Here is a 25,506-nt window from a genome sequence, read left to right on the forward strand (position 1 = left end):
TCAGAAAGGAGTCCAGCCCGGTGCAGGTCCAGGTTGCAAGAATCGGCAAACCCCATGGGATCAAAGGGGAGGTCACGGTCCAGCTCTATACGGACGACCCCTCGACCCGGTTGGTGCAGGGTGCCACCCTGCGGATCGAACCTCCCACGCGATTGGCCCCCTCGGGGCAGGTGCGCATCAGGTCGGCCCGGTGGAACAAGAACATCCTGGTCCTGGGGCTGGAGGAAGCCGCCACACGCAACGATGCCGAAGCCTTGCGGAACCACACGCTCGTGATGGACACCGAAGAGGCGGAGGACACCGAAGGCTACTACGAGCACGAGCTCTTGGGTCTGGACGTCTACTCCGTACCGACCCCCGATGTCACCGAGCTGACGCATCGCATCGGCCGCGTGACCGGACTGACCACAGGCTCCACCCAGGATCTCCTGGCGGTTGAACTCGACAACGGTACCGAATCCCTGATTCCTTTCGTCGAGGAACTCGTACCGGACGTGGATCTGGACCAGGGATTTGTGGTGGTCTGTCCGCCTCCCGGCCTCCTCGAGTTGAACGCCGAGACCGATTCCGACGTCGAGCCCGACGGCGATGCATCAGGCCGAGGGAACGCCGAATGAGACCGCGTTATGACGTCCTGTCGATCTTTCCCGAGTATCTGCAGCCCCTGGAGCTCTCGCTCATCGGCAAAGCCAGAAAATCAGGTCTTCTGAGCCTTACCGTGACCGATCTTCGCGACTTCACTACGGACCGGCACCGGACCGTGGACGACACCCCGTACGGGGGCGGCGCCGGCATGGTCATGAAGCCCGAACCATGGGCGCAGGCCCTCGAATCCGTTCTCGAGGCCCGTGGGGACGCGGACGTCGTGGACGAGCCCCCTGCCGAAGGGGAGGAGCGGCACGACTCGCGTCCGCTGCTCGTGGTTCCGTCTCCCGCGGGCAACGTCTTCACCCAGCGCACCGCCGAGGCATTCGCGCAGGAACGGCACATCGTCTTCGCCTGCGGTCGTTACGAGGGCATCGACGAGAGAGTTCTGGACTGGGCCGGGGAGAGGTTCAGGGTCATGCCCGTGAGCCTGGGAGATTATGTGCTCAACGGCGGGGAAGTCGCCGTCATGGCGATGGTCGAAGCTACCGCGCGGCTGCTGCCCGGCGTCATCGGCAATCCCGAGTCGTTGGTCGAGGAATCGCATTCCGACGGCCTGCTCGAGTACCCGGTCTACACCAAGCCGGCGGTCTGGCGTGACAGGGCGGTCCCGGATGTCCTCCTTTCCGGAAACCACGCGGTCATTGCGCGGGCGAGGAGGGACTGGCAGATCGAGCGGACGGCCCGGCGTCGCCCCGACCTGATCGAGGCCCTGGACGAGTCCGACCTGAACGCGAGAGACCGTAGCGTCCTCGACGCCGCACGGTCCGAAGGTGACGAGGGCAATATCGAATAGTTCGCGACGCCGCCGGATTCTGTGGAAGTTGCATCGGCGGTGTGGCAAAATAAGAAATCGCGCCGTGTTCGGGCACGCCCCTGCCGCAGGGGGAAGAGCGACCAAACGGACACAGGCACCGGGACACCAATCCTGTCCCGGCTGAAACACCACTTCGGAAGCATTCTCGGCGCACGCCGGGAGCCTCCGTCGCAGCAATCGGCCGGTGGCCTGCGGCATTGACCGAGGAGAAAAATCGTCATGCAGACTCTGGATTTCATCGACCAGAAGAACCTCCGCACGGACATCCCGGACTTCGGCCCGGGTGACACGCTGGACGTTCACGTCAACATCACCGAGGGCAACCGCTCCCGTGTTCAGGTCTTCCGCGGCTTCGTGGTCGGCCGGCAGGGTTCGGGCGTCCGCGAGACCTTCACGGTGCGCAAGATTTCCTTCGGTGTCGGCGTCGAGCGTACGTTCCCGCTGCATTCCCCGATCTTCGACAAGATCGAGGTTCGTGCCCGCGGTGACGTTCGTCGCGCCAAGCTGTACTACATGCGCGATCGCCACGGCAAGGCCGCTCGCATCCGCGAGAAGCGCGAATCCGCATAAGGTTCTTGACGAACTCTTCGCAGGCCGCTCCGGCGGCCTCGGACACCAAGCGCCGGCTCCCTCCGAGGAGCCGGCGCTTGGTCGTGGTGGCCCTTGCCATCGCGGTACTGATCGTGATTCTCGTGCGCAGCCTCGTACTGGAGATCTTCTACATACCCTCGGGCTCCATGGATCCGACCCTGCGCAGCCACGACCGTGTCGCCGTCTGGCGGCCGGGAGCCGATGATCCACATCGGGGCGACGTCGTCGTCTTCGACGGGAAAGGGTCGCTCGCCCCGTACGATTCCGGCGCCAACTGGTTGACTGAAACCGTGTCCGACCTCGGCTCGTGGCTCGGCCTGGGCACGCGGCAGGGTGTGTACGTCAAAAGGGTGATCGGGGTTGCTGGGGACCACGTCACGTGCTGCAGCGCTGACGGGCGGATCACGGTCAACGGAGAGCCGTTGGACGAGCCCTACGTTGCGCCGGGCGACAAACCCTCCGAAACCCCGTTCGACGTCGTCGTCCCCGAAGGCCGCATGTGGGTCATGGGGGACCATCGGTCGGATTCCGTGGATTCGAGATCCTTGATCGGGTCGCCTGGTGGCGGGCTGATCAGGACGAACAAAATTATCGGCAGGCCGGTGGCCGTGCTGTGGCCCCTGGACCGGATGACCAGAATTGACCGCTGAGGCGCTGATCGTCAGTAGACTGTTTCAGACCGAAGCACGTGAAAGAAGGACACTTCCATGACACCAGGCCAGCATTCGGCATCGGGCGACTCAGCAGACGGCACCGTGGATCCGGCGTCGTCGTCCTCGCGTGCCTCGCGGCGCAGGAAACCCCAGGAAGAACCTCAGGGCCTGTGGCCCAAGGTCAAGGAAGTTCTTCTGGTCATCGTCTACGCACTGATCATCGCGTTCCTGGTCAAAACCTTTCTGGTCAGAGGGTTCTATATTCCCTCGGGCTCGATGGAGAACACCTTGCAGCTCAATGACAGGATCTTCGTCAACGTCGCGGGCAACTATTTCAAGGACCCGGATCGCGGGGACATCGTGGTCTTCAAGGACTCCCAGCACTGGATTCCGGAGAACCAGAATCCTGCGAGCACCAACCCCGTGCGCGAAGCGCTGTCCTTCGTGGGCGTGCTTCCGGATTCCTCCCAGAATTACCTCATCAAACGCGTGATCGGTAAGGGCGGGGATCACGTGAGCTGCTGCTCGTCGGACGGCAAGGTACAGGTCAACGGCAAGTCCATTGACGAGTCCTCGTATCTGTATCCCGACGCGAAGCCTTCGGACTTTCCCTTCGACGTGACGGTCCCCGACGGCGAGTACTTTGTCATGGGGGACCACCGCAATGCTTCGGCCGACTCCCGGTACCACATTGCCGAAGGCAATGAATTCGTGAAGAACAAGGACATCGAGGGCAGGGCGTTCACAATCGCCTGGCCCATCAGCCGGTGGACGTGGCTCAGTACGCCGGATGACGTCTTCGGCGACATCCCGAGCCCCGAGGCCAGCCACAGCGGTCAGTGACGCCCGACGACGTGACACGCACGGCGAGCGACCTGACCATTGAACAAGGGCTCTTTGAGCGCGGATTCGCGGGCGTCATCGGTATGGACGAGGTCGGACGCGGGGCTTTGGCCGGTCCCGTCACCGTTGGGGCCAGCTGGGTTCCCGCATCGGCCACGCTCGAGGTCCCAGGGCTGACGGACAGCAAAGCCCTGACACCTGCCCGACGCGAGGCCATGGTTCCGGCCATTCTCGAGTGGGTCCACGTCGCCACCGGATCGGCCTCACCCATCGAGATCGATGCCCTCGGGATGACCCAGGCCCTGCGGCTGGCCGGCACGCGGGCCATCCACGCGCTGGCATTGAGGGTCGGTGAACCCCTCATCGAATCCTCGGCCGTCCTCCTCGATGGCAAGCACGATTGGCTGACCCATGTTCCGGATCTGCTGTCCCTGGCCGAACCCGACCCGGTGGACCGTTACCTGAACGCCGCGGATCGGTCGTGGGATCTGCCGGTCACGATGCAGATCAAGGGCGATGATCGGTGCGCGAGCATCGCCGCGGCCAGCGTGGTCGCCAAGGTCGAACGCGACGCCGAAATGATCGACTTGGCGTCGGATCATCCGGCGTACGGGTGGACCGGCAACAAGGGATATGGATCCACGACGCATCGGGAGGCTTTGGTCAGCCAGGGGCCGTGCCCCCTTCACCGGCTCTCCTGGTCCCTCGGTGCTTCCCCTGACACGGTGGACCGCGCCTGGGCCTTGCGGGGCTGATCCCCGCGATGTGATGCTCCTCGAACGAGGCAACCGCCCCGGTGAGGCGTCTCGGTCCGGGGGCTTCCGTTCGGTTGATCCACTGCGCGACAGGCTATGGCCGTTTCCTGGCATCTGTCCACAGCCGTGCGGCGTACCGGGGTTCGGGCTGCGGACCGTGTCGACTCCAGATGCACTCTTGCATCAGGAGGTACACCATGAATTCACGAGCAGCGACCGGCAGGTGGGGAGAAGACCTGGCCGTCGCGGTCATGCACGTCCGTGGGTGGAGCATTCTGCATCGGAATTGGCGGCCGAAAACTGCCGCCCATGGGCTGCGGGGAGAGCTGGACATCATTGCGCGGGAGAACAACTCCTACGTGGCCTGCGAGGTCAAGACTCGGTCCACCGTGGACTTCGGGCATCCGCTGGAGGCCATCGATGAGAACAAGGCTCGTCGCCTCTGCCTCTTGGCCAATGCATGGGCCGTGGAGGAAGGGATCCCGCCTTCGACGATGAGGATCGATGCCATCGCGGTGATCGGCGAGCCGAACACGTTTTCCTTCGAGCATCGCATCGGTGTCCTCTGATGGGTTTCGCACGCACGTACGCCGTCGCCCTGCTGGGCCTGAACGGGCACGTGGTCGAGGTGGAGGCGGACGTCGGAGGGACTCTGCCGTCCTTCGTGCTGCTGGGGCTCCCGGATGCCACGCTCAAGGAGTCGAGGGAGAGAATCCGTTCCGCCGCGAAGAACTCTGGGGCGCCGTTGACTCCCCGGAAGGCAACGGTCAGCCTGACGCCGGCAACGTTGCCGAAGACGGGATCCGGATTCGATCTGGCCATTCTCATTGCAGCCCTTCAGGCCTCGGGGCGGTGCGGTGCTTCCGGGGACTGCGTCTTTCTGAGCGAATTGGGCCTGGACGGTTCGTTGCGGCCGGTCTCGGGGGTTTTCCCCGCGGTGAGCGCCGTCGTCCGGGCGGGTCACCGGAAGGTTGTCCTGGCCTCTGAGAACCTGCCGGAGGCCGAATTGGTTCCTGGAGCAGAGGCACACGGTTTCGAAGCACTGTCCGAGGTCCTCGAGTGGTTGGGCGCCGACCCGACGCCTTTGGTGAAACCTCCGGTGCGGCGCGAGGTGCCGGAAGACGAACCCGTCGTGCGCCCGAGGGCGGACCTGGCCGACGTCGTCGGACAGGCCGAGGGACGATGGGCCCTGGAGATTGCCGCGGCCGGCGGGCACCATCTGGCAATGATCGGGCCGCCGGGTTCCGGAAAGACCATGCTCGCCGAGCGATTGCCGGGAATTCTTCCGCCACTGGAGGCGCAGGCGACCCACGAGGTCACTGCCGTCCACTCGGTCGGAAACCAGAATTCACGGGTCCGCAGGCTGATTACCGAACCCCCGTGGGAGGCGCCCCACCATACGGCCTCGGCGGCGGCGATCGTCGGGGGTGGCAGCGGAATCCCCCAGCCAGGGGCCGCTTCGCGCGCCCACCATGGCGTCCTGTTCCTCGACGAGGCCCCGGAGTTCAGGCGCGGTGTCCTCGATGCCCTGCGCCAACCTCTGGAATCCGGGTGGGTCATGATTGATCGTGCCCGGGCCTCCGCGCGTTACCCCGCACAATTCCAGTTGGTTCTGGCCGCGAATCCGTGCCCGTGTGGCCGGACGGGCGGCATGGGAAGCCGGTGCACCTGTTCTTCACGAGCCCGAAGGGCGTACTTGGCCAAATTGTCCGGCCCCTTGATGGATCGTGTCGATCTCAGGATCGCCGTCCCCAAACTGTCCGCGGCGGACCTCGCGACCCGTCAGCGTGCGGAGACCTCCGCCGAGGTCCTGTCTCGCGTGACCGAGGCGCGTCGAATAGCCCGTGAGCGTCTCGCCCCGTGGGGAATTTCCACGAATGCGCAACTGCGCGGCACACATTTGAGGAATGAACTCAGACTCCCGGATGCGGCGCTGACGTCGCTCACCCGGCTTCTCGATCGCGGTGAGACGACTCTCAGAGGCTGCGACAGGATCCAACGGGTCGCATGGACCCTCGCCGATCTGGACGGCTGCGGAACCCCCAGAGCGGAGCATGTCGATGCCGCCATCGGACTTCGCATGAAGGCAGGAGCGTTCTCCTGACGTCGTTGACGACCCCTGCACACGTTACTGAGAGAGGAAAGCCCATGGCACACCGACCCCCACCAGCAACTCATGACGCCGCCGAAACCCGTCCCGGCACAGCGGTGCCCCAGGATCGAGAGGTCAGGAATGCCAGGATCCAGCTGATGCACCTCCTCGAACCCCAGGATTGCGCCGGCACGGCCTTGGTCGAAGCCTTCGGGCCCACTCATGCGCTTCGTATCGTTATGGAGCACCGGGACTTGGCACCGGAGGAGTACGCGGTCATCAGGGAGACGGGCACGGACGCCCTGCCGACATTGACCGGCAGAGGGTGGCAACGGACCAGAGCCAGGTGGGCCGCACGCACCCCACTGGATGATCCCGAGCGCATCGAGGAGCTCATGGCCGCCCGCGGCGCGTGGCTCGTGACCCCTGAGGACCCGGAGTGGCCCGTGGCGTTCGGTGACCTCGGTGCCCAGCAACCGCTGGCGCTCTGGGGCCGTGGCGACAGGACCGGACTGTCGAAACCCGCGAGGGAGAACGTTGCGATCGTTGGGTGCCGGGACTCGACGCCCTACGGAACCTCCGTGGCCGCTCGATTGGCGGGCGACTTGGCCGCGCAGGGCTACGGGGTGCTTTCGGGAGCGGCCTTCGGGATAGATGCTGCGGCGCACCGTGCCGCCCTGGACTCTTCGGTGCGTCGGCCGTCCACCGTGGCCTTTCTCGCTTGCGGCATTGATCGGTCCTATCCGAGAGCTCACGCGGAGCTGCTCCGCGAAATCTCCGAATCGGGCCTGGTCCTGACGGAAATCGCTCCCGGATGCAGCCCCATGAGGCATCGGTTTCTGCAACGCAATCGGCTCATTGCCGCCCTGGCCTGCATCGTGGTCGTCGTGGAGGCGAGATGGCGATCAGGGGCACTGAACACCGCCCACCACGCTCTGGACATGGGGCACGAAGTCGCCGCTGTCCCGGGGTCCGTCTTCAGCGCCCAGTCGGCAGGATGCCACCGGCTGATTGCCGAGACACCCTCCCGAATCGTGACCTCGGCGAGGGACGTGACCGACCTACTGGACGTGCCCGCCCCGCCAGGGACCCCGGACGGAGCGGGGCAGTCCCATCACGGACATCGAACACCGTGCGAAGAGCGTGGGCCGCAGGAATTCAGTAACAGCTCGATGATGGGCCTGACACAAAGTCAGCAGCTTGTACTCGATGCGCTTCCGGTGGGACACCACGTTCCGGCTGAGAAACTCTGTGCGGTCGCGGGTCTCGGGATCCGCGAGGTCATCCCGGCTCTCGCCCAATTGGAAGCCTACGGGCTCGCGGAAATGCGCGAGAACCGCTGGAGGATGAGGCGACCGTGACGACTCGTGAACAACGCCAGCAGGCGGACCGCGAGGCCCGAGCAGATCGGTACAGTAGAGCAAGTCGCTTGGACACCGTCGAAGGATCACGGAGGAAAGAGAACATGACGTCCGCACCGCCGAAGGACCAGTCGGTCTGCATCCACGTGACGGCTCAACGCAAGGCCGACGAGATCGAAGCCGCTCTTGTCCGCAACGGTCTGAATGTTCACCACTGTCCAACGATCACGACCACTCCCGTGCTCGAGGACCAAGACCTCCTCGAGGTGACCAGGGAGATCATCCGGGTGCACCCGGACCTGCTGGTGGTGACCACCGGAGTAGGATTCCGCGGTTGGATGTCGGCCGCCGAATCGGCGGGGCTGAAGGAGGAGCTGACCAGAAGCCTGCGCGGCGCCATGATTGTTGCCAGGGGAGCCAAGGCCCGGGGCGCGGTGGTCGGCGAGGGCCTGGAAACAGCGTGGGTTTCCCCGGAAGAGACGGCCGCCGACGTCGCTGAGCACCTCCGGGGCCTGGACATGGCCGGTCGCTCCGTCGTGGTCCAGCATCATGGAATGGGCGCGGACGGCCTCGACGACGTCGTACGTTCGCTCGGCGGAACCGTGACTTCCGTGGTGACCTACAGGTACGCTCCGGCGACGAACACCACGGACATCGACCGAAGCATCAGGGAGTCCGTGACCGGCAGGCCCGTGGGAGTTCTGTTCACCTCGGCCGGGGGAGCCGAAGCATGGTTGGATCGAGCGTCGACCGCGGAGATCGATGCTCTGACGAGGCTGTCTGCGGTAGGCACCACTGGCCTTTTCGCGGTCGGCTCGGTCACGGCACAACCGCTCGTCGACGCCGGACTGACCCCCATCATCCCTCACCGATTCCGGCTCGGCACGCTACTGAAGAAGGTCATCGAATGGTCCGAGGGTTTTCCGGGAGAGCACGTTCAAGGAGAAGAGTCGTGAGCACACGCGAGGACCGCACGGACCAGACAGAGCTGAATGAGGATTTTGCCGAGGCCCTCGGCGCCTTCGAGAACTATCTGCTGTACGAAAAAGCGCGCAGCCCAGAAACCGTGAGGGCCTACACCTCCGACCTGCACAGCCTCTTCAGCTCGGCCCAGGCCCGCGGAGCGGCAGGCGTCCGGGAGATTGAGCTCGACCGACTTCGCACCTGGCTGGCCGAAGGCTACGACCGTGACGAATCCCGGGGAACCATGGCGCGCAAGGCGTCGAGTATTCGGTCCTTCTTCTCCTGGGCCGAGGGGAGAGGGCTCGTCGCATCCAACCCGGCCGCCCGGCTCAAATCGCCACAAGGGCGAAGGAGCCTCCCGAAAGTCCTCTCGACCCAGGACATGGGGGAGATCCTTGGCGTCCTGGCCGCCGATCTTTCGGAACGACCTGGCGATGCCCAGGTTCTCCGAACCATCGCCGTGATCGAGCTGCTTTACAGCGCCGGGCTGAGAATTTCCGAGCTGTGTTCGGCGGACCTCAACAGCATCGATCAAGAACGACGAACCGTCAGCGTGGTCGGCAAAGGCAACAAGCAACGGACCGTGCCTCTGGGGATCCCCGCCATGCAGGCCGTTCAGGCCTGGATCACGCAGGGGAGGACCCAATGGGTCCGGGGAAACCAGACCGCACTGTTCCTGGGCCCCCGGGGTCAGAGGGCAGGGCAGAGGCAGATCCGGGAGGACCTCAACGCGATCCTGGCACGGGCAACCAGCACGGGTGCATCCGGGGCACACGTTTTCCGCCATACGGCGGCAACACATATGGTGGACGGCGGCGCGGACATCCGAGCGGTCCAGGAAATGCTGGGGCACTCCACGTTGGCAACCACGCAAATCTACACTCACGTCTCCGTCGACCGTCTGGCCCAGACCTACCGCCGCGCGCATCCTCGGGCCTAGCCGGGCTCGGTCGGACGACCCATGGAGCGAACTGAGAATTCGCCGGGTATCGGTCCGTTCCTCTTTGTGCGGAGAGGCATCATCAGGCACAATGGTGATCGTTGAGAATCTCCTCACACGTGGAATCTCGGGGACAGATCGTAGGGGAAGACGCATCTGTCGATTGCAGGGAGCTACTGTGAGCAAGATATTGACGCAGGGGGTTTTGCACGTTCACGCGGCCCCACAAGCTTTGTGCCCTCACATCCGCTGGGCACTCGAATCCGTGGCTGGACAGTCAACGGATCTTCAATGGTGCGCTCAGACCGCAACCGTCGATGAAGTGCGAACCACTCTGGAATGGGAGGGACCCCAGGGCACTGGCGCCCTGATCGCTTCCGCGCTGGGTCGTTTGAAGAATATCCGGTTCGAGGTCTTCGAAGAAGCCAGTCCGGGTGCGGACGCCGGCCGGTGGGCGTACACCCCCGAATTGGGAATCTTCTATTCCATGATCGATGCCTCCGGAAACACCGTCATCACCGAGGACCGTGTCCGGTACGCCTACGAGGCCGCACGGGGAGACTCGAACGCACTGTTGCGGCAATTCTCCCTGGCCTTGGGAGAAGCCTGGGACACCGAGCTCGAGCCATTGCGGGCCTGCGCCACGGAACCCTCGAACATTCGTTACCTGCATCGGGTGGGGTGAGCCCGAAGGCCAGAAAGGCCCCTCCGGCATCGAATGGAGAGGGCCCCGACCAAGACTTCCCGCGCCGCAACGCTCAAGGGACGACAACGCCCGGACAGGAAACCCTGTCCGGGCGTTGTCGTCAGTGGGCGGGACACCGGTCGTCGAGGACCGGTCGCCACGGGAGCTGTCAGTCGACGGACCGGAAGGCCGCGACCGAGTTGTGACCACCGAACCCGAACGACGTCGAGAGAGCGACGATTTCGCCCGACGGCAGATCACGAGCCTCCGTGACGACGTCGAGGTCGATGTCCGGGTCCTTGTTCTCCAAGTTGATGGTCGCAGGAGCCGTGCGGTCCTTGAGTGCCATCACGGTCATGACGGCTTCCAAGGCCCCGGCGGCCCCCAGAAGGTGCCCGGTCATGGACTTGGTCGCCGAAACCGCGACCTGGTCCGTATGGGACCCGAGAGCGACCTTCAGAGCCGTTGCCTCCGCAGGGTCACCCACGGGTGTCGAGGTCGCGTGGGCATTGACGTGAACCACGGAGCTCGGGTCGATCTCACCTGCCTTCAGGGCTTCGTCGATGCTTCTGGCCGCGCCAGAACCCTCCGGATCGTTGGCCGTGATGTGGTAAGCATCCGAGGACACCCCCGTCCCGGCCAGTTCGGCATAAACGCGGGCACCGCGCGCCTTGGCGTGTTCCTCGGACTCGAGCACCAAAGCTGCCGCGCCCTCACCCATCACGAAGCCGTCGCGATCGACGTCGTAGGGCCTCGACGCACGCTCGGGATCGTCGTTGCGCTTGGAGAGTGCTTGCATCTTGGCGAAGGAGGCCATGGTCATCGGGTGGATCGCGGACTCCGTGCCGCCGGTGATCACGACGTCGGCCTTCCCGCTGCGAATGAGGTCGAGCGCCACGTGCAAGGACTCGGTGCTGGAAGCGCAGGCCGAGACCACGGTCTGGGCCGCCGCACGGGCCTTGTGGTTGAGGGCGATGGCCGCCGTCGAACCGTTGGGCATGAGCATGGGGACCGTCATGGGCAGGATGCGACGAGGTCCGCGTTCACGCAACGTGTCCCAGCTGTCGAGGAGCGTCCACACGCCGCCGATGCCGGTTCCGAAGGAGACCGCCAGGCGTTCGGGGTCGAGCTCGTCGGCCTCTTCGGCGTCTCCCGCGCTGAAACCCGCGTCCTGCCACGCTTGGCGCGCGGAAATGACCGCGAATTGCCCCGAAGGGTCCAGGCGCTTGGTCTCGACCTTGGAAATGAACTCGGAATCCTCGACCGACTGGGCGACCCTGCCGGCGATGTACACGGGCAGATCGTACTGGGAAACCCAGTCGTCGGTGATCGCCTTGATACCGGAGACACCCTTGACGGCGTTCTCCCACGTCTCGGTTGCGGTGCCGCCGATCGGGCTGAATGCCCCGAGGCCGGTGACTACTACTTTCTGACTCATCTCACGTCTTTCTCGTCTCCGCCCGAGTGTACAGGCCGTGGTCCGCACCGGACGGCTTCTCCTCGGGCGGGTAAATACTTGGGGAGAAGCCAGGGCGCGGTGCCACGGAGCACCGCGCCCGAATCAGCACCTCTTAGGAGGCGTTCGCGATGAAGTCGACGGCCTCGCCCACGGTGGTCAGGTTCTTGACCTCTTCGTCCGGAATGGTCACACCGAACTTTTCCTCGGCGTTGACCACGATGGTCATCATCGAGATCGAATCGATGTCGAGGTCCTCGGTGAAGGACTTCTCGAGCTGAACGTCCGAGGTCTCGACGCCGGTCTCTTCGTTGACGATCTCGGCCAGTCCGGCGAGAATCTCGTTCTTGTCAGCCATGATGTGTACTCCTTTGATTCATGATCACGCGAGCTTTCCTGCCGCGTGGGATTCTGGCGGCTCCAGGGGAGCCGGGGTGTTCCCGCGTTCGCGGGCTTGATCCGGTATTCACTGTATCGTTTCGAGACCTGACGCGCCGGTAGATGTCCGCCCCCGACGTGCAGGGATTTGCGTCTCATTGCCCCGCGACGCCGCGGATCCCGGCGTCGGGTTCAGGGAAGGACCACAACCTGGGCGGCGTAGACCAGTCCGGCACCGAAACCGATCTGAAGAGCCAGCCGCCCGGAGAGCTCGGGATGCTCGTCCAGAAGTCGCCGCGCGGCCAGCGGAACGGACGCCGCTGAGGTATTGCCCGCGTCGGCGATGTCCCGACCGACCACGACATGGTCGGGCAGTTTCAGCGTCTTGACGAGTTGGTCGATGATGCGCATGTTCGCTTGGTGGGGTACGAACGCGCCCAAGTCCTCCGCAGAGACGCCGGCTTCGTCGAGCGCTTGTTGGGCGACCTTCGCCATTTCCCAGGCTGCCCAGCGAAATACCGTCGGGCCGTCCTGGTACAGGGTCGGCCACACCTTCTCGTCCTCTCGGACGGGATCGCTGATCCAGTCGCGGTTCCTCACCTCGAGCAACGAATGAGTCATGTTGATGGTTTCCCACTTCGACCCGTCCGATCCCCAGACCGTGGGCCCGATGCCGGCCTCCTCCGAGGGCCCGACGACGACCGCACCGGCCCCGTCACCGAGCAGGAAGGAGATGGAGCGTTCGGAATTGTCGATGAAGTCGGAGAGCTTCTCGACCCCGACGACGAGCACATTCCTTGCCGCCCCGGCCCGGACGAGCGCATCGGCCTGTCCGACCCCATAGCAATACCCGGCGCAGGCCGCCGAGATGTCGTAGGCAGCCGCGGGGGAGACGCCGATCTCGTGGGCCAATTTGGCGGCCAGGGAAGGGGTCGCATAGGGATGCGAGATCGTCGAAACGATCACGCCGTCGATCTCTTCCGGCGGTACGGCCGATCGCTGGAGCGCGTCCCGAGCCGCCGCGATGGCCAAATCCATGGCAGAGGTTTCGGAGTCCGCACGGTGGCGGGTGCTGATGCCGGTCCTCGTGCGGATCCACTCATCGGACGAGTCGATCCACTCGCAGACGTCGTCATTGGTCACGACCACGTCGGGTCGCGCCGTCCCGAGGCCCAGGATCTTCGAGAACTTCTGTAGGGGTCTGGTATTGAGAGTCACCACGATGGTCTCTTTTCCTCGTTGGCCTGGACCCTATTCGGCGACGACGTCGTCCAGCTCGTCGGGTGAATTCAGCGCGGTCGCGGGCACGCCCTTCATCCCGCGCTTGGCCAGCCCGACCAGGGTGCCTGCCGGCGCGAGTTCCACCATGCTGCTCACGCCCTCGTCGACCATGGTCTGCATGCAGAGGTCCCATCGCACCGGACGCGTGACCTGGTCGACCAGGGACTGCAACGCCGCGGCGCCCGAGGTCACCGGCTTGCCGTCCCGGTTGGACAGCAACGTGGTCACGGGTTCGTGGGCGTGGAGTTCGTGGGCGATTTCCTGGAGAGGACCGACAGCAGGGCGCATGTGGGAGGTGTGGAAGGCCCCCGCGACCTTCAGGGGGACCACGCGGGTCTTGGCCGGAGGGTTGTCCACGAGGGACTGGATCTTCTCCGAGGAACCCGCGGCCACGATCTGACCGGGACCATTGGAATTGGCGGCCGTGAGACCTGCTTCTTCGATCGCGGAACGAACTTCCTCTTCCTTGCCGCCGAGGACGGCGGCCATACCGGAAGGCTCGGCCGCCGATGCTTCGGCCATGCCGTTCCCGCGGACCTTGATGAAACGCATCGCGTCCTCGGGCGACATGACGCCGGACAGCGCGGCGGCGGTCACTTCGCCGACCGAGTGCCCGGCCCAGAGCAGTGGGCGTTCCCCGATGCGTTCGACGAGCAGCTCGCCGACCACGATTCCTGCGGCGACGATCAACGGCTGCGCGACGGCGGTGTCCTTGATGGTTTCCTCATCGGCTTCCGTGCCGTAATGAATCAGATCGAGCCCGGCCGCGTGACCCAGGGTCGAGAGCCGCTCGGATACGCCGTCCAATTCCAGCCACGGGGTCAGGAACCCGGGTTTTTGTGAGCCCTGTCCGGGGCAAAGTATCGCTAACACGCTGTCCAGCATTCCAGAATCCTTCTTATCAGTCACGTCACGTCAAAAAAGCGCTGCGGTCGGACTCTGCGAGAGAGACCGGCCGCAGCGCAGTGGTCGTTGATCAGGCGTCGCCGCCGGCGGTACCGCTGGTACCGGCATTGACGTCGAACAGGTCGTACTTGTCGATGGCCTTGGCGGGGATGTCGGCGTCGATCTCTCCGCGTTCCGCCAGCATCTCGAGGGCCCGCACCACCATGGAGTGGGCGTCGATGTGGAAGAACCGGCGTGCACCGGCACGCGTGTCGGAGAATCCGAACCCGTCGGCACCGAGCGTCGCGAACTCGTTCGGGAGGAACTGTCGGATCTGGTCGGGAACCTCGGACACGAAGTCGGAGGAAGCCACGATCGGTCCGACCGCTCCTTCCAGCTGCTGGGTCACGAAGGGAACGCGTGCGTCGTCCTTCGGGTTCAGCATCGACGCGCGTTCGGCCTCGAGGCCGTCACGGCGCAACTCGTTCCAGGAGGTCACCGACCACACGTCGGCGGAAACCTTCCAATCCTTGGCGAGGAGTTCCTGGGCTTCGAGTGCCCAGGGAACGGCCACACCGGAGGCGAGCAACTGGGTCCGCGGCCCGTCGACCTCGGCGGGCTTGAGCAGGTAGATGCCCCGGACAATGCCCTCGACGTCGACGTCGGCCGGTTCTGCGGGCTGCACGACCGGCTCGTTGTACACCGTCAGGTAGTACATGACGTTGTGGTCCTCGTCGCCCGTGCCGTACATGTGTTCCAGGCCGCGCTTGACGATGTGCGCGATCTCGTAGCCGTAGGCAGGATCGTAGTGACGCACGGCCGGGTTGGTCGCAGCGATAACGGGCGAGTGGCCGTCCATGTGCTGCAGGCCTTCGCCGGTCAGGGTGGTCCGCCCCGCCGTGGCGCCAATGATGAAACCACGGGAGAGCTGGTCGGCCGCTGCCCAGAAGGCGTCGCCCGTGCGCTGGAAACCGAACATCGAGTAGAAGATGTACACGGGCACCATCGGAATACCGTGTGTCGAGTAGGATGAACCCACGGCGGTGAACGCCGCGGTCGCCCCGGACTCGTTGATGCCGACGTGCAGCAACTGCCCCTGGGCGGACTCCTTGTACGCGAGCATGAGCTCGCGGTCCACCGACAGGTAATTCTGTCCGTTCGGGTTGTAGATCTTCGACGTCGGGAAGAACGAGTCCATTCCGAAGGTGCGTGCCTCGTCGGGAATGATCGGCACCACGTGCTTGCCGAATTCCTTCTCCCGCATCAGGTCCTTGAGCAGGCGCACGAACGCCATCGTGGTCGCGGCCATCTGCTTGCCGGAACCCTTCTTGGCGACCGAGTAGGCCTTCTCGGACGGGAGCACGAGTTCGCGCTGGGATCCATCCCGGTGGGGCACGAACCCGCCGAGCTCCTTGCGGCGCTCGAGCATGTACTTGATCTCGGGGGAGTCCTTGCCGGGGTGGTAGTAGGGAGCCCCGTAAAGATCCTTCTCGAGCTCTTCGTCGCTGATCGGGATGCGCAGGCGGTCGCGGAAGACCTTCAGGTCATCGAGGGTCAGCTTCTTCATCTGGTGCGTCGCGTTGCGCCCCTCGAAGTGGCTGCCGAGGCCATACCCCTTGACGCCCTGGGCCAGGATGACGGTCGGGCGACCCTTGGTCTCCATGGCCTGCTTGTAGGCGGCGTAGACCTTGCGGTAGTCGTGGGCTCCGCGCTTGAGGGCCCAAATGTCCTCGTCGGACATGTCCGAGACCATTTCCTTGGTCTCGGGGGAGCGGCCGAAGAAGTGCTCGCGGATGAACCCGCCCGATTCGGCCTTGTAGGTCTGGTAATCGCCATCGAGCGTCTCGTTCATGATGCGAACGAGCTCGCCGTTCTCGTCCTTCTCAAGGAGCTGGTCCCACTCGCGGCCCCACAGGACCTTGATGACGTGCCAGCCGGCACCGCGGAAGAACGCCTCGAGTTCCTGAACAATCTTTCCGTTGCCGCGAACCGGCCCGTCCAGGCGCTGGAGATTGCAGTTGACCACGAAGGTCAGGTTGTCGAGCTTGTCGTTGGCGGCCAGCTGGAGCGCGCCGCGCGATTCGGGCTCGTCCATCTCGCCGTCGCCGAGGAACGCCCAGACGTGCTGCTGGCTCGTGTCCTTGATCCCGCGGTTGTGCAGATATTTGTTGAACTGTGCCTGGTGGATCGCGTTCAGAGGGCCGAGACCCATGGACACGGTCGGGAACTGCCAGAAGTCTTCCTTCGACCGGGGGTGGGGATAGGAAGGAAGTCCGTTCTCACCCTTGGTCTTCTCCTGCCGGAAGCCGTCCAGTTGTTCTTCGGTCAGACGACCCTCGAGGTAGGCGCGGGCGTAATTGCCCGGTGAGGAATGGCCCTGGAAGTAGACCTGGTCGCCACCGCCCGGGTGATCCTGGCCGCGGAAGAAGTGGTTCAGGCCGACCTCGTACAGAGTGGCCACACCGGCGTAGCTGGAAATGTGGCCGCCGACGCCGATTTCCGGGCGCTGGGCGCGATGCACCATCACGGCGGCATTCCAGCGGAGCAGCGCACGGTAGCGACGCTCGATTTCCTCGTCGCCCGGGAACTCCGGTTCCTGGTCCACGGGGATGGTGTTGACGTAGTCCGTGGTGGTCACGGTCGGGACCTGGATGCTCTTGGCACCTGCTCGCTGGAGGAGGCGTCGAATGATGAACTGTGCACGTTCCGTGCCCTGGGACTCGACCAAGGCATCGAATGCCTCGATCCATTCCGACGTCTCTTCGTGGTCCTGATCCGACAGGCCCAGGGTGAGGGCGCTGAGGATGTGGTCATTCGTCTCTGAGGGAGCCACGTTGAACCTCTCTTTGTCGATGTGAGGAGAAAGCTCACATCCCGGAAGGGATGATAACGGCAGGCACACTCGACCCACCTGGGCTTTGCTCCTATGGTGTCACACCTCGCCGAATGACAATGACTCCTGACCGGATTCCGGACCGGGCTCCCGGCGTCGTGGAGGCTCCGATCCGCATGGAATGAGGGTTTTTTGCGTCGGACAGTGTTCGGGATCACGCACGCCTACCGAGTACTTGATAGTGTGGGCAATCCAGTGTTGGCTTGGTGTCAACACCATTGCGGTGTACCCATCGCAATGCTCGGTGCGGAGGATGTCCGGACCGATCCGATATTCAGGAGGAAAATACGTGAGCGAGACCAAGACCGCCGGCGATCGCCCGGCTGTCCTGCTTGGTTTCAAGGATGGGGATCTCATCCAAGAGTTCGGCTATGACGACGACGTCGACTTCGCCCTGAGGGACGATCTCGAGGACGTCACCGGTTCCGAACTCCTCGACGAAGAAGACCAGGAAGTCGTGGATGCCGTTCTCTTCTGGTGGAGGGAAGGCGAAGGTGATCTGGTGGACGCCCTCGTCGACTCACTGACCACCCTGGACGAGGGCGGCGTGGTCTGGGTGATGACACCCAAGGCGGGGCGTGACGGACACGTGGCGCCCGCCGACATTCAGGAAGCTGCGCCGACCGCCGGCCTCAAGCTCACGACGAGTGCGCAGGTCAGTGAAGAATGGTCGGCCACGCGTCTGGTGACGACTCGTTTCTGACGCCGACATGGTGTGTCGAAAGACACTGTCTGGACGGGGCCTCTCAAGTTTGGGCCTCTGTTCAGCTCATGTACTGTAATCAATCAGATCGGGTGCTGGCCGCTGTGCAAGCGGCCCACTCGGTTGTCAAGGGTCTTTAGCTCAGCTGGTAGAGCGCCACGTTTACACCGTGGATGTCATCGGTTCGATCCCGGTAGGACCCACCACAGAATCGGCCGGACCCCACCTCAGGGGTTCGGCCGTTGCTCGTTCAACGCGCTGGTCGCGTCGCATGGGGGTTGGGCCCTGGAATGGGGCGCTGCGTCGTCGTCATCTGGGGTCGATCTGTCCGCCAGAGGCGATACCCTCCAGATTTTTGGGAGTGCCCCTGCTCGTCGGACCGGTATTGCGCGTAATCTGGGCTCATGGCAGTTGATAGCACTTCTCCCCAAAATTCCGAGGCACAATCAGGCAAGGCGCAGATCGGTGTCACCGGCCTGGCGGTCATGGGCGCAAATCTGGCGCGCAATCTGGCGCGGAACGGGTACACGGTCGCATTGCACAATCGCACCATTGCGAAGACCGACGAACTGTTGGACAAGCATGGCGGCGACGGAGACTTCATCCGTACCGAGACCCTCCAGGACCTGGTCGACTCCCTGGAGCGCCCGCGGCGCATCCTGGTCATGGTCAAGGCCGGAGCGCCCGTGGATGCCGTGATCGAGAACCTGATCCCGTTGCTGGACACCGACGACATCATCATCGACGGCGGCAACTCCTACTTCAAGGACACGATCCGCCGCGAGAAGGAGTGCGCCGAGCACGGGCTCCACTTCGTCGGCGTCGGCGTCTCCGGTGGCGAGGAAGGTGCGCTCAACGGCCCCTCGATCATGCCGGGCGGATCCAAGCAGTCCTACAAGTCTCTCGGCCCGATGCTCGAAAAGATCTCGGCGAAAGCCGACGACGGCGCCCCGTGCTGCGCCTGGATCGATACCGACGGCGCCGGTCACTTCGTCAAGATGGTTCACAACGGCATCGAGTACGCGGACATGCAGGTGATCGGTGAAGCCTTTGATCTGCTTCGTTCCGTGGCCGGGATCGAGCCCCAGGACCAGGCCGAGGTCTTCCGGACGTGGAATACCACCGACCTGAACTCCTACCTGATCGAGATCACCAGCGAAGTCCTTTCCCAGACGGACGGCAAGACCGGAAAACCACTGGTCGACGTGATCGTGGACCAAGCCGGTCAGAAGGGAACGGGGCGCTGGACGGTCCAGTCCGCATTGGACCTCGGGTCCCCGGTTTCTGCGATTGCGGAGTCCGTCTTTGCCCGTGCGTTGTCCTCCTCGAATCCCGAGGCGCGCGAGGAAGCTCAGCAGAATCTTCCCGCGGGGCTGATCTCGACGACGGGCGTCGCACAGGGAGATCCCGAGTTCGTCGAGGACGTGCGCAGGGCCTTGTACGCATCCAAGCTGGTCTCCTACGCCCAGGGCCTGGACATGCTCTCCGCCGCGGGCGAGGAATTCGGATGGAGCCTGGACCTGGACGTCATCGCGTCGCTGTGGCGCAATGGCTGCATCATCCGGGCGGAGCTTCTCGGCGAAATCATGGAGGCCTACAAGGGCGACAACGCGCCGGTCAACATGCTTCTCGCGCCGGGTTTCCAGAGCATCCTCCAAGACCTGGTCCCCTCGTGGCGCCGCGTGGTCAGCAAGGCGACCGCTCTGGGCGTTCCGGTGCCGGTCTTCTCCTCGGCACTGTCCTACTACGACGGGTTGCGTCGCGACCGTCTGCCGGCCGCACTGATCCAGGGGCAACGCGACTTCTTCGGCGCCCACACGTATCAGCGCGTGGACGAGGACGGCACGTTCCACACTCTGTGGTCCGAGGACCGCTCCGAGGTCAACAGTGCTGGTGAAAAGGCCCCCGCTCCCGTGGACAGGGAAACCAAGTAACCCTACAGGTCAACGACGTCGCCCGCTCGCCTTCTTGACGGCGAGCGGGCGACGTCGTTGTGCCAGAGATGCTCAGTGGCTGAGGCGCCACGCCCCGCGCTCGGGCCACCGGACCAGGCGGTTCACCCGTACGACGCGTTGAACCCGGCCGTGGGGCAGAGGGCTCCCCTCAAGCCACGAGCCGGTATCAGACCCGTACCCTCAGATCCACATGGCCGGGTCGATGTACGTCACGGGGTCAACCAGGGGTTTCTTCTTCTCCGGGGTTCGCGGACGAGCCTCCGCGGGGATGCCCGTGACGATGGAGGAAGCGGGGGCATCGTGCACCACGACGGCGTTGGCCCCGACGGCCGAATCCTCACCGATCGTAATGGGGCCGAGAATCTTCGCACCCGCGCCAACCGTCACACGGTGCCCGAGCGTCGGATGCCTCTTGACCTTCTCCAGGGAACGCCCCCCGAGGGTCACTCCGTGGTACAGCATGACGTCGTCGCCGATTTCGGTGGTCTCTCCGATCACGATGCCCATACCGTGGTCGATGAAGAAGCGACGCCCGATGGTCGCACCCGGGTGAATCTCGACGCCGGTCAACCAGCGCGTCACCTGGGACAGAGACCTGGCCACGGTGCGCAGTCCCTCCGTCTGCCACAAGCGGTGGGTGAGCCGGTGGACCCAGATGGCGTGCAGTCCGGAGTAGTTGAGGATGATCTCGAGGTCGCCCCGGGCGGCCGGATCGTGGGTGCGGGCTGTGGTCAGGTCTTCCCTGAGACGGCTGAGAAAACTCACGGTGTCGCTTTCATCGTGCGTGGGTGAAGTGGGGCAGGGTGCGGCTTTCCCGGTCGCCGGAGGGGGCGTCCGACGAGCAGGCTGTTCACTGTTGGTGCAACCTCGGAACGGTGGGCGCTATTCCCGGGTGTACGTGCGGTGGATCCCACGCACGTGTGCCCACACGATTTCTCGTGCGGGCACAAGCAGCGTTTCCGGGGCGGTGTGGCGTCAGCCGCGGATGTCCTCGTAGAGAACGGTCGAGATGTACCGTTCGGCGAAGTCGCAAACGACCGTCACGATCAGTTTGCCCTCGTTCTCGGACTTCTTCGCCTCCTCGAGAGCGGCCCACACGTTGGCTCCGGACGAGATGCCGCCGAGGATTCCTTCCTTGGCGCCCAGTTCACGGGCAACCCGGACGGCGTCGTCCAGGTTGACGTCGGTCACCGAGTCGTAGATCTCCTGGTCCAGCGTATCGGGAAGGAAATTCGCCCCGAGGCCCTGGATCTTGTGCGGGCCGGCCTTGCCTTCGGTCAGCAGCGGCGAGTCGGAGGGTTCCACGGCGACGATTCTGACGCCGGGCTTCTGCTCCTTGAGGTACTTTCCGGCTCCGGAGATGGTTCCGCCGGTTCCGATGCCGGCAACGAAGAGGTCGACGTCGCCGTCGGTGGCGTCCCAGATCTCGGGTCCGGTGGTGTCGTAGTGGACCTGGGGGTTCGCCTCGTTCTCGAACTGGCGGGCGAGAACGGCATTGTCGGAGTTCTCGACGATCTCGGCCGCCTTGTCGACGGCGCCACGCATACCTTCGGCGCCCGGGGTCAGCACGATCTCCGCACCGTAGGCACGCAACATCACGCGACGTTCGGTCGACATGGTCTCCGGCATGGTCAGAACGACCTTGTAACCGCGTGCCGCGCCGACCATGGCCAGGGCGATACCGGTGTTGCCCGAAGTTCCCTCGACGATGGTCCCTCCCGGACGAAGCTGCCCGGACTTCTCGGCCGCGTCGACAATCGCCTTGCCGATACGGTCCTTGACGGAGTTGGCGGGATTGTAGAACTCGAGCTTGACGGCCACGTTGCCCGGAAGGTCCTTGTCCAGTTGGTTGAGCCTGACCAGAGGGGTCGCCCCAATGGCCTCGGTGACGTTGTCGAGGATTTTAGCCATGGTGTCGCCTTTCTAGAGCTGAGTAAACGGCGGAATCGGGCGTTCCAACCCGTTCTGCCACTACGGTAGTCCGCGAGAGCCTGGTCAGGTGTCCCTGAGCCACATCTTGTAATATTCCCGGGCCTTGCGGAGTTTGGGGTCGATGATCACTTGGCAGTACCCGTTGTAAGGGTTCCGCTGTTCGAAGTCCTGGTGAATGTCCTCGGCAGGGTAGAACGTTCCGAGGGGTTCAAGGGTCGTGACAATGGGCTTGTCGAACATGGCCTGGGCCCGTTCGATCTGTGCGCGGAAGAATTCTTTCTCTTCCTCGTTGCTGTAGAACAGCGCCGAACGGTACTGGGTGCCGACGTCGTACCCCTGACGGTTGAGGCTCGTCGGGTCGTGAGTCGTGAAGAACATGTCCATGATGACGTCTTCGGGGACCACGGTTTCGTCGAAGCGGACTCGTATGGCCTCAGCATGCCCGGTCTCGCCGGTGCACACGGACTCGTACGTGGGCTCGAAGGTGTTGCCACCCGTATACCCGCAGACGGAGGATTCCACGCCGCGAGTTCGTTGGTAGACAGCGTCCAGGCACCAGAAGCATCCGGCGGCTACGGTGAATTCTTTCATGGGCCCCATTGTGGTCCCGGCGGAGCGTCTTCGTCATGGTCTTTCGCTGTTGGGGGAGCCCCTTCCAAGCCGGGCCCTGCCGCGTCCGGCGGGTGCCTGGAGCGCCGCAACCCACGTCCTAGACTGGGTGCATGACTACTCCCAGCTTGAACGACGTCGTCCGTTCGGCCCACGAATTGTGGCCGGTTGCCCTGGCCGAACCGTGGGATGCGAGCGGCCTCGTCTGCGGCCGAGGGGATCAGCCGGTTCGGAGGATTCTGTTCGCGGTCGACGCCGTACAGGCTACGGCGCGCGAGGCGGTGGAATCGGAGTGCCAATTGCTTCTCACTCATCACCCTCTCCTGCTCAGGGGAGCGAAATTCCTGCCGACCTCGAACGACAAGGGCGCGGTGGTGCACACGCTCATCGAGAACGGCTGCGGTCTCTTGGCATCGCACACGAACGCGGACAGCATGATCGGTGGAGTATCGGATGCACTCATGGGTGCGTGCGGCATCACGGAATCCGTGCCCCTCGGGGATGCTGAGGCTTTTACAGGAATCGGCCGCGTCGGGGACCTCGCCGAAGAGATCACTCTGGAGGAGCTGGCACAGCGCCTGGCCACGGCTCTTGTGCCCACGGCGGGCGGTCTGCGAATCGCCGGGCCCAAGGAGGGAACCGTCAAGCGCGTGGCGGTGTGCGGAGGAGCCGGTGATTCTCTGTTCGATGATGTTCGGGCTTCCCGGGCCGACGTGTTCGTGACGGCCGATCTGCGCCATCATCCGGCGTCCGAGGCACGGGAGCGGGCGCTGCTCGACGGCGGCACGCCGTACTTGATCGATTGCTCCCACTTCGCGAGCGAGGAACTGTGGTTGGCGTCCGGGGCCAAGATGCTCAGAGACCATCTGGCTGCCCGTGGCTTCGAGGTCGAGACCCTTCTGAGCAGCCTGAATACCGACCCCTGGGACTTCCGGGTCTCCACGGGTGAGGCACCCGCATCGGCGTCGACCGCTCCGGAAGGCGACGGATACGCCCGCGACCTGTGAGAGTCTTCCACTCGCCCCGGACGAGCGGGTGGGAGACTCATTGCGCCTACTCGATGCGGATGCCGTACTCCATGAAGCAGTACTGAATCTGGCCGGACGGGGCCGTTTCTGGGTCTGCTGCCTTGCACCGTTCGATGTCCTGTTCGTTGCTGCGCACCTCGGCCTGATCGTCAGGGGTCCCGTAGCTTTCTGGGTTCATGGGGTCGGCACCGCCGGCCCAGTCTCCGAGCTGGTTGGCCGAGCAGTACCGGACGAGTTCGTTGTGCAACGCCTCGCTGTATGGAGCGGCTGAATCATTCCAGACGTCGGAGATGCAACCGCCACCATTGTGCAAGTACTGGGCCAGCTGCGGAGAGGCCCCCGCGGCGTCAGCTCCGGGTTGTGCAGAGTCGTCGGCAGGTTGTTGCGAGGGCTCGGCAGAGGGCACCGAGTTTTCCGTGGGCCCGTCGGAGGACGTCTCGTCGGGGGCGTCGGACGATGACGTACTCGGGGACCCGGTGGGTGCAACGCTGGGCGATGAGGACGAAGGGGCTGCTGTGGAGCTCGATGTCGACGGGCTGGGGCTGCTCGAGGACGACGAATCCGAGGAATCGTCTCCCTGCGAGCATCCCGCAAGCGCGAGGCCAGCCATGGCAACGACGGGCAGGACTTTGAATTTCACGTGGTTCTCCTGTGGTTCTGGGATGTACTGGTGAGTATACGGTAGCTGCACCTCGACAACGGTCGGATGAGCGTCCGGGCTCGGAGGGCGGCGGGAGGGGAGAGGGCAGTGGGCGCCGACGAGTGCAGCCGAATCGACTGGATGAAGCCATTCGAACCAGGCGCAAGTCCGCCTGCATTCCTGTCATGGAGCCGACGTGGTCCGGTTTCTGTGGGATGAGGCGGACGGGCCGGTCATAAGCCGGGTTCTGTCGACGCGAGGTTGACCTCGCGCCGTGACGATCATCCATCTAGCCCCTTGGTTGCCCAAGGGGTCGAGCGGCCTACCCGAATGCCTGGGGCGAGCAGCCCTCGTCACGCATTCTGTCTGGCCTTGCTCCGAATGGGGTTTACCGAGCTTCCCGCGTCGCCGCGGGAACTGGTGGTCTCTTACACCACCGTTTCACCCTTGCCTGCCGAAGCAAGCGGTCTGTTTTCTGTGGCACTGGCCTGCGGGTTTCCCCGAGTGGACGTTATCCACCATCCTGCTCTGCGGAGCCCGGACTTTCCTCGGGGCGTCGAACACGCCACGCGATCGTCTCGACCGACCCGTCCGGGGATCAATCCTACACTGGTAAGGATGTTGATTCTGCTTCCTCCTTCCGAGTCCAAGACCGCGCCCAGTGCCGGGCCGAGCGTCGATCTGTCCGATATGAGCTTTCCGCAGCTCACCGAGGCCCGTGAAGCCATGCTTGACCGGTTGATCGAGGTGAGTTCGGGGGAGGATGCAGGTGACCTCCTGAAGACGGGCCCCAGCCTGGCGGCGGAAGTTGAGCGAAACACACGATTGCTCCGGGAGCCGACGGCGCCGGCGCTCGAGGTCTACACGGGGGTCTTGTTCGATGCTCTCGACCACCCGCACCTGAGCCCGAAGGCCCAAGAACGCGCCCGGACCCGTGTCGTGATCATCTCCGCACTCTGGGGCGCCGTGACCCCCGCTGACTTCATCCCCGCGTACCGACTGTCCATGGGTGCCAAGGTTGCGCCCGCGGGTACGCTCGCTGCGTGGTGGAAGGCTGAGCTCGGTCCGGTCCTGGATGCGCATGGTTCCGGACAGGTGATCGTGGACTGCAGGTCCTCGAGCTATGCCGCGGCGTGGAAAGCCCCCGCCGAGAGAACCGTGGGGATCAGGGTCGAGCGCGAGCTCAACGGCAAGAGACAGGTGGTCTCCCACATGGCCAAACATTACCGGGGCGAGGTAGCTCGAATTCTCCTGGAGGCCGAAGTTGAGCCACAGTCTGTCGACGACGTCGTCGAAATCCTTAGACCTCATTGGCAGGTTGAACTTGAGTCGGACCGGACCAAAGGCCATTCGCTGACGCTCGTGGTCCCCTCCGACGGCTGATCATCCGACCGGATTAAT

25 protein-coding genes, 1 tRNA gene and 1 other RNA gene are annotated in these 25,506 nt (G+C 64.3%); 17 read left to right on the top strand and 10 right to left on the bottom strand.

Going from position 1 to position 25,506, the window contains the following annotated elements; genetic code table 11:
* Window positions 1-20: 20 nt before the first annotated feature.
* The 12 genes from rimM (at window position 21) to EWU68_RS02385 (ending at window position 10,345) form a co-directional block, all read left to right on the top strand.
* On the top strand, window positions 21-617 hold the full coding sequence (gene rimM / locus EWU68_RS02330) for a ribosome maturation factor RimM (RefSeq protein ID WP_129314240.1): 597 nt from the start codon (window positions 21-23) through the stop codon (window positions 615-617).
* Window positions 614-1,441: a tRNA (guanosine(37)-N1)-methyltransferase TrmD gene (gene trmD / locus EWU68_RS02335; protein WP_129314241.1), complete on the top strand. Its 828-nt coding sequence runs from the start codon at window positions 614-616 to the stop codon at window positions 1,439-1,441. Before rimM ends, trmD begins: the two co-directional genes overlap by 4 nt.
* Before the next feature lie 240 nt (window positions 1,442-1,681).
* On the top strand, window positions 1,682-2,032 hold the full coding sequence (gene rplS / locus EWU68_RS02340; RefSeq protein WP_129314242.1) for a 50S ribosomal protein L19: 351 nt from the start codon (window positions 1,682-1,684) through the stop codon (window positions 2,030-2,032).
* 5 nt (window positions 2,033-2,037) lie between these two features.
* A complete protein-coding gene (lepB, locus tag EWU68_RS02345) occupies window positions 2,038-2,703 on the top strand; it encodes a signal peptidase I (protein WP_156265278.1) in 666 nt (221 codons plus the stop codon).
* Between the two features lie 57 nt (window positions 2,704-2,760).
* Window positions 2,761-3,549 carry a signal peptidase I gene (gene lepB / locus EWU68_RS02350; protein WP_129314243.1) on the top strand — a complete coding sequence of 263 codons (789 nt, stop codon included), beginning with the start codon at window positions 2,761-2,763 and terminating at the stop codon, window positions 3,547-3,549.
* Window positions 3,546-4,304: a ribonuclease HII gene (locus tag EWU68_RS02355; protein WP_238692262.1), complete on the top strand. Its 759-nt coding sequence runs from the start codon at window positions 3,546-3,548 to the stop codon at window positions 4,302-4,304. Before lepB (EWU68_RS02350) ends, EWU68_RS02355 begins: the two co-directional genes overlap by 4 nt.
* Window positions 4,305-4,501: 197 nt before the next feature.
* The gene (locus EWU68_RS02360) at window positions 4,502-4,873 is read left to right on the top strand and encodes a YraN family protein (protein ID WP_129314244.1); all 372 of its coding nucleotides are present in this window, start codon (window positions 4,502-4,504) and stop codon (window positions 4,871-4,873) included.
* Window positions 4,873-6,408, top strand: a complete 1,536-nt coding sequence (locus tag EWU68_RS02365) for a YifB family Mg chelatase-like AAA ATPase (RefSeq protein WP_129314245.1) — start codon at window positions 4,873-4,875, stop codon at window positions 6,406-6,408. Before EWU68_RS02360 ends, EWU68_RS02365 begins: the two co-directional genes overlap by 1 nt.
* Before the next feature lie 44 nt (window positions 6,409-6,452).
* On the top strand, window positions 6,453-7,757 hold the full coding sequence (gene dprA / locus EWU68_RS02370) for a DNA-processing protein DprA (protein WP_162421343.1): 1,305 nt from the start codon (window positions 6,453-6,455) through the stop codon (window positions 7,755-7,757).
* 104 nt (window positions 7,758-7,861) lie between these two features.
* Window positions 7,862-8,713: a uroporphyrinogen-III synthase gene (locus EWU68_RS02375; RefSeq protein WP_129314247.1), complete on the top strand. Its 852-nt coding sequence runs from the start codon at window positions 7,862-7,864 to the stop codon at window positions 8,711-8,713.
* A complete protein-coding gene (locus tag EWU68_RS02380) occupies window positions 8,710-9,660 on the top strand; it encodes a tyrosine recombinase XerC (protein ID WP_274542730.1) in 951 nt (316 codons plus the stop codon). Before EWU68_RS02375 ends, EWU68_RS02380 begins: the two co-directional genes overlap by 4 nt.
* Window positions 9,661-9,838: 178 nt before the next feature.
* On the top strand, window positions 9,839-10,345 hold the full coding sequence (locus EWU68_RS02385) for a DUF3145 family protein (RefSeq protein ID WP_129314249.1): 507 nt from the start codon (window positions 9,839-9,841) through the stop codon (window positions 10,343-10,345).
* Window positions 10,346-10,514: 169 nt separating this feature from the next.
* On the opposite strand, the gene fabF is transcribed toward EWU68_RS02385, so the two are convergent.
* From fabF to aceE, 5 genes are all read right to left on the bottom strand, one after another.
* Entirely contained in the window at window positions 10,515-11,783 is a 1,269-nt protein-coding gene (gene fabF / locus EWU68_RS02390) for a beta-ketoacyl-ACP synthase II (protein ID WP_129314250.1), read from the bottom strand.
* 133 nt (window positions 11,784-11,916) lie between these two features.
* The gene (locus EWU68_RS02395; protein ID WP_129314251.1) at window positions 11,917-12,159 is read right to left on the bottom strand and encodes an acyl carrier protein; all 243 of its coding nucleotides are present in this window, start codon (window positions 12,157-12,159) and stop codon (window positions 11,917-11,919) included.
* 212 nt (window positions 12,160-12,371) lie between these two features.
* Window positions 12,372-13,403 carry a beta-ketoacyl-ACP synthase III gene (locus tag EWU68_RS02400; RefSeq protein ID WP_420852869.1) on the bottom strand — a complete coding sequence of 344 codons (1,032 nt, stop codon included), beginning with the start codon at window positions 13,401-13,403 and terminating at the stop codon, window positions 12,372-12,374.
* Window positions 13,404-13,430: 27 nt separating this feature from the next.
* Entirely contained in the window at window positions 13,431-14,333 is a 903-nt protein-coding gene (locus tag EWU68_RS02405) for an ACP S-malonyltransferase (RefSeq protein ID WP_129314502.1), read from the bottom strand.
* 103 nt (window positions 14,334-14,436) lie between these two features.
* A complete protein-coding gene (gene aceE / locus EWU68_RS02410) occupies window positions 14,437-17,178 on the bottom strand; it encodes a pyruvate dehydrogenase (acetyl-transferring), homodimeric type (RefSeq protein ID WP_129314253.1) in 2,742 nt (913 codons plus the stop codon).
* 349 nt (window positions 17,179-17,527) lie between these two features.
* On the opposite strand from aceE, the gene EWU68_RS02415 reads away from it, so the two are divergent.
* The 3 genes from EWU68_RS02415 to gndA all read left to right on the top strand — a co-directional run bounded on the left by EWU68_RS02415 (window position 17,528) and on the right by gndA (window position 19,875).
* Window positions 17,528-17,941, top strand: a complete 414-nt coding sequence (locus EWU68_RS02415; RefSeq protein ID WP_238692263.1) for a DUF3052 domain-containing protein — start codon at window positions 17,528-17,530, stop codon at window positions 17,939-17,941.
* A 130-nt stretch (window positions 17,942-18,071) separates the two neighbouring features.
* Window positions 18,072-18,147, top strand: a tRNA-Val gene (locus EWU68_RS02420).
* 198 nt (window positions 18,148-18,345) lie between these two features.
* Window positions 18,346-19,875, top strand: a complete 1,530-nt coding sequence (gene gndA, locus EWU68_RS02425) for an NADP-dependent phosphogluconate dehydrogenase (RefSeq protein WP_129314255.1) — start codon at window positions 18,346-18,348, stop codon at window positions 19,873-19,875.
* 201 nt (window positions 19,876-20,076) lie between these two features.
* Here gndA and epsC read toward each other — a convergent pair whose 3' ends face one another.
* The 3 genes from epsC to msrA form a co-directional block, all read right to left on the bottom strand.
* Window positions 20,077-20,661, bottom strand: coding sequence for a serine O-acetyltransferase EpsC (gene epsC, locus EWU68_RS02430; RefSeq protein WP_129314256.1), 585 nt, complete (start codon window positions 20,659-20,661; stop codon window positions 20,077-20,079).
* 210 nt (window positions 20,662-20,871) lie between these two features.
* The gene (gene cysK / locus EWU68_RS02435; protein WP_129314257.1) at window positions 20,872-21,807 is read right to left on the bottom strand and encodes a cysteine synthase A; all 936 of its coding nucleotides are present in this window, start codon (window positions 21,805-21,807) and stop codon (window positions 20,872-20,874) included.
* 84 nt (window positions 21,808-21,891) lie between these two features.
* Complete coding sequence (gene msrA, locus EWU68_RS02440; RefSeq protein ID WP_129314258.1) at window positions 21,892-22,419, bottom strand: peptide-methionine (S)-S-oxide reductase MsrA; 528 nt, start codon at window positions 22,417-22,419, stop codon at window positions 21,892-21,894.
* A 131-nt stretch (window positions 22,420-22,550) separates the two neighbouring features.
* Between msrA and EWU68_RS02445 the strand changes: the two genes are divergently transcribed.
* Window positions 22,551-23,444 carry a Nif3-like dinuclear metal center hexameric protein gene (locus tag EWU68_RS02445; protein WP_129314259.1) on the top strand — a complete coding sequence of 298 codons (894 nt, stop codon included), beginning with the start codon at window positions 22,551-22,553 and terminating at the stop codon, window positions 23,442-23,444.
* Between the two features lie 46 nt (window positions 23,445-23,490).
* Here EWU68_RS02445 and EWU68_RS02450 read toward each other — a convergent pair whose 3' ends face one another.
* Both EWU68_RS02450 and rnpB read right to left on the bottom strand, forming a co-directional pair.
* Complete coding sequence (locus EWU68_RS02450; RefSeq protein WP_129314260.1) at window positions 23,491-24,105, bottom strand: hypothetical protein; 615 nt, start codon at window positions 24,103-24,105, stop codon at window positions 23,491-23,493.
* Window positions 24,106-24,326: 221 nt separating this feature from the next.
* Window positions 24,327-24,695, bottom strand: an RNA gene (rnpB, locus tag EWU68_RS02455) — RNase P RNA component class A.
* Window positions 24,696-24,723: 28 nt separating this feature from the next.
* Between rnpB and EWU68_RS02460 the strand changes: the two genes are divergently transcribed.
* On the top strand, window positions 24,724-25,488 hold the full coding sequence (locus EWU68_RS02460) for a YaaA family protein (RefSeq protein ID WP_129314261.1): 765 nt from the start codon (window positions 24,724-24,726) through the stop codon (window positions 25,486-25,488).
* The last annotated feature ends 18 nt before the right edge of the window (window positions 25,489-25,506 follow it).

The organism is Rothia koreensis (assembly GCF_004136575.1).
In the GTDB taxonomy this organism is placed as follows: domain Bacteria; phylum Actinomycetota; class Actinomycetes; order Actinomycetales; family Micrococcaceae; genus Rothia; species Rothia koreensis.